Below are 10943 nucleotides of genomic sequence, written 5' to 3'. Positions count from 1 at the left end.
GGCAGGCGTCTCCCCCTACAATCCGGCTGTGATCGAACTGGCCGGCGTGTCAGGTTCCGGGGAGGCCATCGCGTGATCGAGCGACTCGACAGGTTGCGCAGCCGGGAGACGAGGATCGTCGTCGGGATCGAGCTCGGCGGCGGCACGGGGCGTCTCGGCGCGGCGGTCGTCGGCGTCAGCGGACGCGGCAACGAGACCTTCCTCGACCTGCTCGGGTTCCGGTCTCTCGCGCTCCCCGCCGAGCTCGTCACGACCCTCTCGAGCCTCGACCGGCACGAGTCCTTCGATTCGGACGAGCTCGCCGGCATCGATTTCCTCCTCTATCACCATCTCTTCCAGCTCTACGAGGGTGTGCTCGACGAGAGCGGCATCGAGCCCGACCGGGTCGATCTCATCGGTGTCAAGGAATTCGAGGCCGGGGAGAGCGTCTTTCCGAAGGATCCGGCGGTGCTCAGCGAGATGACCGGACGGATCGTCGCCTGCCGGTTCTTCATCAAGACGGGCGGTGAGAACGGCGGCGCCGTGCCGGTCGCTGAAAGCCTTCTCGAGCGCATGGTCGAGGGGTTGATCGGGCGGTTCGACCTCGACAAGGAGACGCGCGAGGCCGCGGCCGTCGCCCTGCTCGCCAACGAGGCGCTCTTCCACGAGAGCAGCGAGGCCTGCGAGAACGGGTCGGATCGCCGCCCGCGGCTCAAAACGGTCGGCAGGACGGGTCAAAACGACGGCGATGCCTGTCTCAACGGCGAGTTCTACTTCCCCGAGTGACCGGACACCACAAGGAGCGCGCATTCCCGTGAACAGGAGACGATCGTACACGATTCCGCGCTGCGCCGCGGCCACGGTCCTGTGGTTTCTCGCCTCCTGCGGAGGGCCACGGCCGGCGACGACGCCCGCCGCCCTGCCCGGGTCGGAGGCGGCGAGGCCGGCCGCGCCCGTGCGAACCGGGAAGGAGCCGATCGTCCGGGTCCTCGTTCTCGATGCGCAGAAGAGCGTGACGGTGAGCATCCCCGGCGCCTTCGACGTCGAGGCGGGCGACGGCGGCACGCGGCACCGGGACGGGGCGCGGCTGAAGGTGACTGCGTCCGGCGCGGGCGTCCGCGTGGCGGAGGGCAGCAGGATCCTCGGCGAGGGCGAGTCGGTGACCGTGACGCCGACGGCGGGCGGGCGGATCTACGTGAACGGCAAGCCGTACCGCGGGGGGCTCCGTTTCTACGCGGCCGACCGGAAGGTCCTCACGCTCAACGTGATCGGGATCGACGATTATCTCAAGGGGGTGCTCCCCGCCGAGATCGGCGTGCTCCGTCCCGAGCTCCACGAGGCCTACCGCGCCCAGGCGATCGTTTCGCGCTCGTACGCCATCAGCAAGCTCGACGAGAAGCGGGGGGAGCGGTACGATCTGCGCGCCACGATCATGGACCAGGTCTATCGCGGGGTGCAGGGCGAACACGCCGAGGCGAGCCGCGCGGTCGACGAGACGCGGGGCATGGTCGTCCTCTGGCGGGGAGAGACGGTGCGGACCTACTACAGCTCGTGCTGCGGGGGCATGACCGCCGACATCCGCATCGCCTGGCCCTGGAAGGAACCGTCGCCCTGTCTCGAGGGCGTGCGCGACGCCGCGCCCGGCGACGCGCGTTCCTTCTGCCGTTCGTCGCGGCACTTCCGCTGGCGCGTGCACTGGAGCGGCGACGAGCTCCGCCGGACCCTCCTCGAGACGATTCCGGCCGAGCTCGGCACGCCGCTTCCCCGGTCGACGACGATCCGGGACATCGCCGTGCTCGAGACCTCGCCGAGCGGCCGCGCCATGGCCATCGAGATCGTCACGGACACGGGGCGGTACACCGTGGCGGGCGACCGCATCAGGTGGGTGCTCCGGCCGCCGAACGCGAACGGGGCGATCCTGAAGAGCACGATGTTCAAGATGACGGTCGCGAAGCGTCACGGGACGGTCGAGAGCGTCGACCTCGTCGGCGGCGGCAACGGCCACGGCGTGGGGCTCTGCCAGACCGGGGCGATCGGGATGGCGACGGCGGGGCACGGCGCCGAGGAGATCGTTGCCCACTACTACCCCGGCGCCACCATCGGGCGGGTCTACCACTGAGGGCGGAAACCGGGGCGATCATGCAGAACGAACTGATGCGGCGCCTGTTCTCGCGCGTCGCGGTCGGCCTCGGGGGCCTGGCGCTCACCGGCGACGAGCGACGGCTCCTCCACGCGCTTCGCCCGGCGGGGATCGTCCTCTTCGCCCGGAACGTCGCCGACGGGCCCGGTGTCCGGCGGCTGGTGGAGGAGACGCGGGAGACGGTCGTCGGGGCCGGCGGCGACGCCCCGCTCGTTCTGGCCGACCAGGAGGGCGGCCGGATCTCCGTGCTCGCGGCGGCGGCCGGGGCGCCCCCGACGCAGTCGGCCCTCGCGTGCTGCTCCTCCCCGGTCCGCCTGGCCGTCTACCGCTCGAGCGCGGCGAGGATGCGCGCCCTGGGCGTCGATTTCCTCCTCGGTCCCCTCGCGGACACCGGCGAGGAACGACTCAATCCGGTCATCGGCGTCCGCTCGTTCGGCGCCGGCGAGGCGGAAACGGCCGATCTCGTCCGCGAGGCCGTCGGCATCTACCGGCGGGACGTCCTTTCCTGCATCAAGCATTTTCCCGGCCACGGATCCGCCTCGCGCGACTCGCACCTGACCCTGCCCGTCCTGTCGCGCACGCTCGCCGAGCTGCGCGAACGCGATATCCTGCCCTTCGCCGCGGGGATCGCCGCGGGCGCCGACGCCGTGATGACGGCCCATGTCGCCCCGCGAGGGCGCACGCGGCCCGCGTCCCTCGACCCGGAGATCGTCGACGGCCTGCTGCGGCGCGACATGGGATTCGGCGGGGCGATCGTCACCGACGCGCTCGAGATGGCAGGAGCCGGCGGCGACGCCGCGGCGGCAGCCGGAGCGGCCATCGAGGCGGGGAGCGACCTGCTCCTCTTCTCCGCGCCGATCGGGCAGGCGGCCGCCGCTCTCGAATCGGCCCTAAAATCGGGGACCCTCGATCCCGCCCTCCTCGCGGGGCCGCGGCACGAGGACGCGCTCGGGCGCCTGCACGCCCTGCGGCGGCGCGCGGAGGGCCTGCCGCCGGCCGTCGAGACGGGCGACGCCGCGGCGATTCCGGCGGCCGATGACGAGGCGGCCGCCGAGGCGATCGAGGTGCGCGGCCCGCTTCCGACCGTCAGCTCCTTCCGGTTCGCGGGGGAGGAGGAGGATCTTCGCGGCCCCGTGGTTTCACGGTTCGCGAGGCTCCTGCTCGGCGCGGCGAACTCGGCGGGCGCCCTTCCCGCCGGTTCGAAACCGCCGGGCACGGTCGGGCCGGTCTTCCGCGCCCCCGAAACGGGCGAAACGAGGCGGCTCCGTATCGTCGACCTTCCCGGCGGCGCGTCACCCGACGCATGCGTGCTGTTCTGCCGCCGGCCCGTCACGCCGGCCGCCGTCGAGGAGGCGTGCGGCTACGCGCGCGTTCTCGTGGTCGCCGGCTGGCCCTGGGCGGAAGGAGAGCGTCGCCGGACGGTCGTCGTGACGCGGGGGACCTGGGACGCGGCGGCCGCCGCCGTCGGGAGGCTGCTGGGAAAAGAAAAATCAGATTGACAGGGGTGGGGGCGACTGTTATACAATAGAGGCGATTGGCAGGGAATAACTGCCAATTTTTGGTTTACCCCGGCGGCGCCGGGAATGGAAACGAAGATACGGGCGGGGTCGTAGTTCAGTTTGGTTAGAACGCCGGCCTGTCACGCCGGAGGTCGCGAGTTCGAGTCTCGTCGGCCCCGCCATGAAAACGAGCGTCCCGCGGGAGACCGCGGGACGCTTTTTCGCTGTGCAGACGAAGAACGGGCGCGGGTCGATAACCCGCGCCCGTGAGCGTTCGTGCCGGACGGTGTCCAGACCGGCGGCGATCCTAGTAGTTGCGTCCGCCGCCGCCGCCCATGCCGCCGCGGTCGTTGCGCGGACGGGCCTCGCTGACGCGAAGCTGGCGGCCGTCCATTTCCTTGCCGTTCGTCTCGGCGATGGCCTTCTCGGCCTCGTCGTCGTTGTCCATCTCCACGAAACCGAAACCGCGCGAGCGGTCGGTCATCCGGTCGCGGATCACGCGTGCGGAAGAGACGGAGCCGTAGGGACGGAAGACGTCGCCGAGCTGGTCGTCAGTGGTATTGAAGGGAAGGTTCCCGACATAGATGTTCTTGGACATCGTGATTCCTGGCCTTTCGAAAGAACATGCGAACGGAACGATTGAATCGGTTACTCGCTGACGTCAAGGGTCTCGGCGATAGGTCTCCTCTCTGCGATCGGTCGTGCAGCACGTCACCCGCCCGATATGGTCCGGCATGCGCCGATTCACCATCGATATCGATACGCGTGGCCCGGGTGCATCTGTGGCTTGGTGTTACGACGGATCGATCGTTCGGGTGGGTGAATCCATTCTGAGCCGTTCGGGTCCTGTGCGTGCACGCTCCTTGAAGAAAAAACGGTTACGGAATAATTATAACGGATAATCCCTGGACGCGCCAGAGACAATTCGTCGATCCTACGCCCATGTCGGGCTTGGCGTTCCGGCCGGCGGCTGGTATCCTGATCCAAACAGGCACGAATCGTTCTCAACATCGGGAGGTGGATCGATGCGCCAGCGTCTCCGGATCTGCGCCCTCGCGATCCTGGTTTCAACCCTCTGCGCCGTGGCGGCCGGGCCCGCGTCGGCCTGCACGAGCATCATGGTCGGCCGCGCGGCCTCGGTCGACGGCTCAGTCTCCACGTCGCACACCTGCGACAGCCGGATCGATCGCACCTGGTTCGATATCGTCGAGCCGGCGACCCACCCGGCGGGCGCTCTCGCGCCGGTCTTCACCGGCCTCAGGTTCGTCACCGATCCCGGCGACTACGCACGCCTCGAGCCGAGCGGCTCCGTGCCGCAGGTGCCCGAGACGCGGGGGTACATCAACACGTCCTATCCCTGCATGAACGACCGCCAGGTGGCCATCGGGGAATCGACCTTCGGCGGCCGCAAGGAACTGCGCAACACGGGCGCGCTCTTCCCCTGCGAGGAGCTCTGCCGGTTCGCCCTGGAGCGCGCCTCGACGGCGCGCGGGGCGATCGCGGTGATCGACGAGCTGACCCGCGAGTACGGCTACAACGACGGCGGGGAATGCCTGACGATCGCGGACGGGAACGAGGTGTGGCACCTCGAGATCGCCGGGTGCGGATCGGATTGCATCGGCGCCGTCTGGGCGGCCGTGCGCATTCCCGACGACCACGTCGGGGTGAGCGCGAACGCGAGCCGCATCATGGAGCTCGATCTCGACGACGCCGAACGCTGCCTCGCCTCGGACAACGTCCTCGACGTCGCGATCGACCGCGGCTGGTGGGATCCCGCCTCGGGCGAACCCTTCCGTTTCTGTTACGCCTACGATCCCGAGGGCAGGACGAGCATGGGATCCCGGCGCCGCGAGTGGCGTGTCCTCGATCTCCTCGCCCCGTCGCTGGGCCTCGATCCGAACGCGGAGAACTACCCCTTCTCGGTGAAGCCGGACACCCTCGTCGACCTCGCCACGCTGATGTCGATCTTCCGCGACACCTTCGAGGGCACCGAGTACGACATGACCAAGTTCATGTACTACGAGAAAAAGCCGGGGGTCTTCGAGAAGAGCCCCTACGCCAACCCCTTCATGCACTACGACATGATGCCGCTCTTCAAGATCAACGGCGGATGGGACCGCATGGGCGAACGCTGCATCGCCCGGTACTACTGCACCTACGTGACGATCACCCAGTCGCGGAGCTGGCTCCCCGATCCGGTCGGCGGCGTCGTCTGGCTCGGGTGGGACAACCCGGCGATGACCGCCTTCGCGCCGATCTACTGCGGGATCACCGACGTGCCCGCGTCATGGAAGATCGACGGGCGCAAGCGCTTCGGGCGCGACTGCGCCTGGTGGGCCTTCAACCGCGTCGCCGATCTCTCGGCCCAGAAATGGCAGCACATGCGCGTGGACGTCGATTCGGTGCAAAGCGCGTTCGAGACAAAGGTCTTCGCCGACCGGGCGGCTCTCGAAAAGGAGGCGGCGCGCCTCTGCGCGAAGAGCCCGGAGAAGGCCCGCCGGTATCTCACCGACTACGTCGTCGACTACTGCGGGCGCATCACCGAGGCATGGTGGGAACTCGGCGACGCTCTCTGGGTGAAGTACACGGGGAAATTCTGACGGGCCCCGCGACCCGAACAGAACGGTTGCGCGACGAGGCGCCGGAATGTATGCTGCCTGAAACGACCCGCTGGCCGCCGGGCAGCCCGCCGGGCGGCGCCGCGCTTCCGTGACACGGCATCGAGACGACGGAGGTCACCCGAACATGAACGCAACGGACGTCGGCATATTCCATCCTTCGAGAAAACCGTTCCGATTCACGATCCTGATTTTCGTCAGTTTGCTGACCTACGGGAGCTACTTCGCCTACGACGGGCTGTCGGCGATATCGCCGAACATGATCGCCTCCCTCGAGGTGACGAGGGCGGCGTGGGGCGCCACGAAGACGATCTACTCGGTGGCGGCCATCCTCTGCCTGCTCGTCGGCGGAATCCTCATCGATCGCATCGGCACGCGGCGGGCGAGCCTGCTCTTCTCGTCCTTCATCGTGTTCGGCGCCCTGATCATGGCCTTCGCCCGCAACATCTGGATGATCTACATCGGCATGTTCTTCTTCGGGGCCGGCTCGGAGACGCTCATCATCGCGCAGAGCTCGATCATCTCCCGGTGGTTCAAGGGGAAGGAGCTCGCCCTCGCCTTCGGCATCGCGCTCACCGTGAGCCGGCTCGGCTCCCTCTTCAGCTACAACACCGAGGCGCTCATCGTCGAGTATTTCGGGCACTATTCCTTCGCCCTCTGGGCCGGGTTCGTCTTCTGCCTGCTCTCCCTTCTCGCCAACGTCGTCTACTGCGTCCTGGACCGGCGAGGCGAGCACGTTCTCGATCTCGAGGAAGGGGCGGTCGAGGAGAAGATCGTCGTTTCGGACATCAGGAAGTTCAACGCCTCGTTCTGGTACGTGACGCTCCTCTGCTTCACCTTCTACGGTGCGATCTTCCCCTTCCAGCACCTGGCGGCGGATTTTTTCCACGAGAAGTGGGGGATCCCCCTCGAGGCGGCCACGGGGGGAGGGTTCTTCACGCAGGTCTTCTCGAACTTCATCCACATGTTCTCGACGGCCTCGGGCATCACGGGAATCATCATCTTCGCCTCGATGATCTTCGCCCCGCTCGCCGGAGCACTCGTCGACCGGATCGGCAAGCGGGCGACCCTCATGATCTTCGGATCGCTGATGATGATCCCCGCGCATCTCCTCATGGGCATCACCCACGTCAACCCGGTTTTCATGATGTTCGTGCTGGGCGCCGCCTTCGTGCTCGTGCCCGCCGCCATGTGGCCGTCGGTGCCGCTGATCATCCCCGAGAACCGCGTGGGAACGGCCTTCGGGCTGATGACGATGCTGCAGAACATCGGGCTCGGGCTCTTCCCCTGGCTCAGCGGCCGGCTGCGCGATGTCACGGGTGATTACACGGCGAGCCAGGTCATGTTCGCCCTGCTCGGGCTCCTCGGTCTCGTCTTCGCGATCCTGCTGAAGATCGCCGATTCGCGGAACGAGCGCGTGCTCGAGAAGCCCTGATCCGTCGGCCCCGCCGCCCGGCGCGCCGGGCAACGGGGCCGGATGCTCTCTTCCTACTTCGCCGTTCCGTTCGTTCCGGCGAGGATCCTCGCCAGGTCGGCGTCGATCGACTCGTCGGGGGTCTCGACGATGCGGCCGATCTCCTTCCCGTTCCGTTTCACGATGATCGTCGCCACGCGCTCGACGTCGAAATAACGCTTCACCGCGTCCGACCACGCGAGGTCGCGGACGTCGAATCCCATCGCCGTCGTATGCCTCGACGAGGCGACCGCGTACATGGAGATCTCCGAGAGCGGGTAATCGAAGGCGTCGAGGATCTTCCACAGGCGGGGCACCTCGCGGCGCGAGTCGGCGCACCACGAGCCGAGGACGACGACGAATCCGGCGTCGTAGACGTGATCGCCGATTGCGGCGGCGTGGTCGGGATCGGGCTCGTAGACGGCGTATTCCTCGTCCCAGCCGGGGTCGACCGAGAAGAGATCATCGCGCGTCACCTCGCCGAGAAGGACCGCTCCGCCGCCGGAGAGCTCGATCCGTTTCGCCTCCATCGGCCGGGGCGGCGGCGGACCGCCGGTCTCGTCGGGCGGATACATGTCGTTCCACCACGCCGGCTCGTCTTTCAGCCAGCGGTCGAACCAGGCGACGATCGCGTTCGACCAGGCGACACGCTTGTCGTGGTCGAGGATGAAGTGGTTCTGGCCGTCGAACTTGATGTACTCGACGGGGCGCCCGAGGAGCTTCAGCGCGGTGTACATCTGCTCGCTCTCGCCCGGCGGGACGTTCGTGTCGCTCGCGCCGTGCAGGAGGAGCAGGGGGGTGCGAACGCGATCGGCGGCGAAGAGCGGGCTCTGATCGACGTAGATGTCGCGCCGGTTCCACGGGAAGCTGTTGGCCGCGGCGACCGCGTTGTAGCCGAATCCCCAGTAGCCCTCTCCCCAGTAGCTCGCGATCATGCTGATGCCGGCGTGCGAGACGGCCGCCGCGAAGAGATCGGTGCGCGTCACGACGAGCTGCGTCATGAAGCCGCCGAAGGAGGCGCCGATGCAGCCGACGCGGTGCGGGTCGACGAAGGGGTGCGCCTCGAGGAACTTCCCGGCGCCCTCGATGATCTCGCCGGCGGTCGTCTTGCCCCAGTCGTTGACGTGCCTGGCCGAGAACTCCTGGCCGAAGCCCGTCGCCCCGCTCGGCTGGAGGCAGTAGACGACGTAGCCTTCCGCGGCCCAGAGATCGAGGGGGTACCGGCCGCCGAACGAGCGGTCGACCGGAGAGGTGCCCCCGTAGTAGTAGACGATGCACGGCCAGATCTTCTCCGCGTCGAAATCGGGCGGGTAGTGGACGCGGCCGACGATCGTCTTTCCCGACGAGGCGTCGAAATTCCACGGTTCGACGTGGCCGATCCGCACGTCGGCGAAGAGGTCGGCGGCGGGGTCGAAGAGGAGGCGCGGCTTGCCGCGCCTGAGGTCGAGGGCGTAGAGCCGGGGGGGCGATCCCGCGCCCGACCCGACGTAGACCGACGCCGTCGCCTTCCCGGCGAGGTCCCACGTCCCGACGACCTCGACGCCCGTCTCGATCCGGTCGAAACGTTTCTTCGAGGGGTCGTAGCGGTAGAGGCGGACGTACTCGCCCTCCTCGGCCTTCAGGTAGATGCGTCCGTCGGCACGCGACCAGACGGCGGCGACGACGGCCGGGTCGAAGTCGCGCGTGATCGGCTCGACGTCCATCGTTTCGGCGTCGACGATGAACGCCTGGCCGTCGTAGTCGTTGGGGATCGTGCCGGGGGGCACGGCGACGCCGGCGTCCCCGAAGGTCGACGGCCCGCCGGTCGCCAGGATCCGCGAGCCGTCGGGGGAGTAGGAGACCGAGCCGAGCCAGTGGCCGCTCCAGAGTATCTCCGTTTCGCCGTTCGCCACGTCGAAGCGCACGAGCTCGATACGGCCAAAGGGACGCTCGCCGAGCTCCTCGATGTACCTCGTGAAGAGGAGCGTTTGCCCGTCGGGGTGGATGCAGGCGAGATGGGCGTCGTGCCTGCCGGCGGTCAGACGGCGGGTCGCGCCGCCGGGGACGGCGGCGAGGCAGAGGTAGGACCGGCTCCGCGCCCCGTCACGGCGGTCGTAGAGACCGCGCAGACGCTTGACGCCGGTCGCGTCGGGGGCGGGGGGCTCGTTCACCGAGTAGACGACGTAGGAGTTGTCGGGCGCCCAGGCATGGCCGCCGAGGTGCTCGATTCCCTCGACGATCGTCGTGACCTCGCCGCTTTCGACGTCGATCGCGCGGATCGTCCCCTTCTTGCCGTCGCGGATTGTCCAGGAAAGGACGGCGCCGTCGGGCGCCCATGACGCCGAGGAGAGGCCGTCGACGTCGATGATCGTGCGCACGAGCGATCCGTCCCCGAACCGGCGGATCTCGAGGCGCGTCTCGCGCCCCTTCTCCCCGTCGACGAAACGGGAGACGAGCGCCGCGACGAGCGAGCCGTCGGGAGAGATCCCGACGCGGTCCACGCGGGGAGCGTCGATGATGTCGCCGATGCGGAGGGTCCGCCGCGGGGAGATCGAAGCGACAGGCGCGGGGGCGCCGCCGCGGGCCGAGACGGACGCGTCGATCTGCCAGGGGGGCAGCGTGTCGGAGGGGACGGCGACGGTGCGGACGAGGACGAGGTGTGCGCCGCGGGCGAGCTTGGCCGTGCCCTTCTCCTCCCCGCCGCCGGCGCTTTTCTTCGTGATGATGCCCGTGCCGTCGACGATGAGCTCGAAGGGGCGGGTGGCGGAGGCGCGGAACTCGACCTCCGTCCAGCGGGAGACCTCGACCCAGGCGGCGAGCCAGACCGCCGCCGGGACGTCAGCCGGCGCGGAAAAAGTGGCGCCGCCGGAATCCGCCTCGACCGCCGTCCAGACGGCCCGCCAGCCGGGTGCCTCGACCGCCGCTTGCTCGCGGGGGAGCGTCTTCGACGGATCGACGCCCGTCCACGAGAGGAGGAAGGCGGCGTCCGGCGGCGTCTTCTCCTCGTCGGCGAAGGCCGGGAGGGGGAGCGGGTAGGGGCCGAGCGCCAGCCACGAACGGATGCCGACGACAGCGCCCTCTTCCGCCGTCGCGGCGGGAGCCGCCACGAAAAGGAGGGCGGCCGCGACGAATGCCAGTGCCGCTGCGGTGCGGATCCTCGACGTCATGCGTATCCTTTCGAAGGGGTGGCCGTCCGTGCCGCCCGCGTCGGCGGCGTCCTTGAATGATAGAGCCTCGGGGGCGCCCGGCGCAAGGCCCGGGAGAGGACGGCCCTT

General features: G+C 68.7%; 7 protein-coding genes and 1 tRNA gene. 6 read left to right on the top strand and 2 right to left on the bottom strand.

Annotated features, from left to right (window positions below; translation table 11 throughout):
* The first annotated feature begins 72 nt into the window (after positions 1-72).
* The 4 genes from JW876_04310 to JW876_04295 all read left to right on the top strand — a co-directional run bounded on the left by JW876_04310 (position 73) and on the right by JW876_04295 (position 3800).
* Entirely contained in the window at positions 73-765 is a 693-nt protein-coding gene (locus tag JW876_04310) for a hypothetical protein (GenBank protein ID MBN1884731.1), read from the top strand.
* Between the two features lie 28 nt (positions 766-793).
* A complete protein-coding gene (locus JW876_04305) occupies positions 794-2098 on the top strand; it encodes a SpoIID/LytB domain-containing protein (GenBank protein ID MBN1884730.1) in 1305 nt (434 codons plus the stop codon).
* Positions 2099-2118: 20 nt separating this feature from the next.
* Positions 2119-3618: a glycoside hydrolase family 3 protein gene (locus JW876_04300; protein MBN1884729.1), complete on the top strand. Its 1500-nt coding sequence runs from the start codon at positions 2119-2121 to the stop codon at positions 3616-3618.
* A gap of 104 nt (positions 3619-3722) precedes the next feature.
* Positions 3723-3800: transfer RNA gene (locus JW876_04295), tRNA-Asp, on the top strand.
* A gap of 125 nt (positions 3801-3925) precedes the next feature.
* Here the strand turns inward: JW876_04295 and JW876_04290 are convergent.
* Entirely contained in the window at positions 3926-4216 is a 291-nt protein-coding gene (locus JW876_04290) for an RNA-binding protein (GenBank protein MBN1884728.1), read from the bottom strand.
* 427 nt (positions 4217-4643) lie between these two features.
* On the opposite strand from JW876_04290, the gene JW876_04285 reads away from it, so the two are divergent.
* On the top strand, positions 4644-6218 hold the full coding sequence (locus JW876_04285; protein ID MBN1884727.1) for a C69 family dipeptidase: 1575 nt from the start codon (positions 4644-4646) through the stop codon (positions 6216-6218).
* Between the two features lie 145 nt (positions 6219-6363).
* A complete protein-coding gene (locus JW876_04280; GenBank protein ID MBN1884726.1) occupies positions 6364-7671 on the top strand; it encodes an MFS transporter in 1308 nt (435 codons plus the stop codon).
* Between the two features lie 53 nt (positions 7672-7724).
* On the opposite strand, the gene JW876_04275 is transcribed toward JW876_04280, so the two are convergent.
* Positions 7725-10835: a S9 family peptidase gene (locus JW876_04275; protein MBN1884725.1), complete on the bottom strand. Its 3111-nt coding sequence runs from the start codon at positions 10833-10835 to the stop codon at positions 7725-7727.
* Positions 10836-10943: the final 108 nt, after the last annotated feature.

The sequence above is a fragment of the Candidatus Krumholzibacteriota bacterium genome, from assembly GCA_016931295.1.
In the GTDB taxonomy this organism is placed as follows: Bacteria; Krumholzibacteriota; Krumholzibacteriia; order Krumholzibacteriales; family Krumholzibacteriaceae; genus JAFGEZ01.
This window is presented reverse-complemented; position numbering and strand designations above follow the sequence as displayed.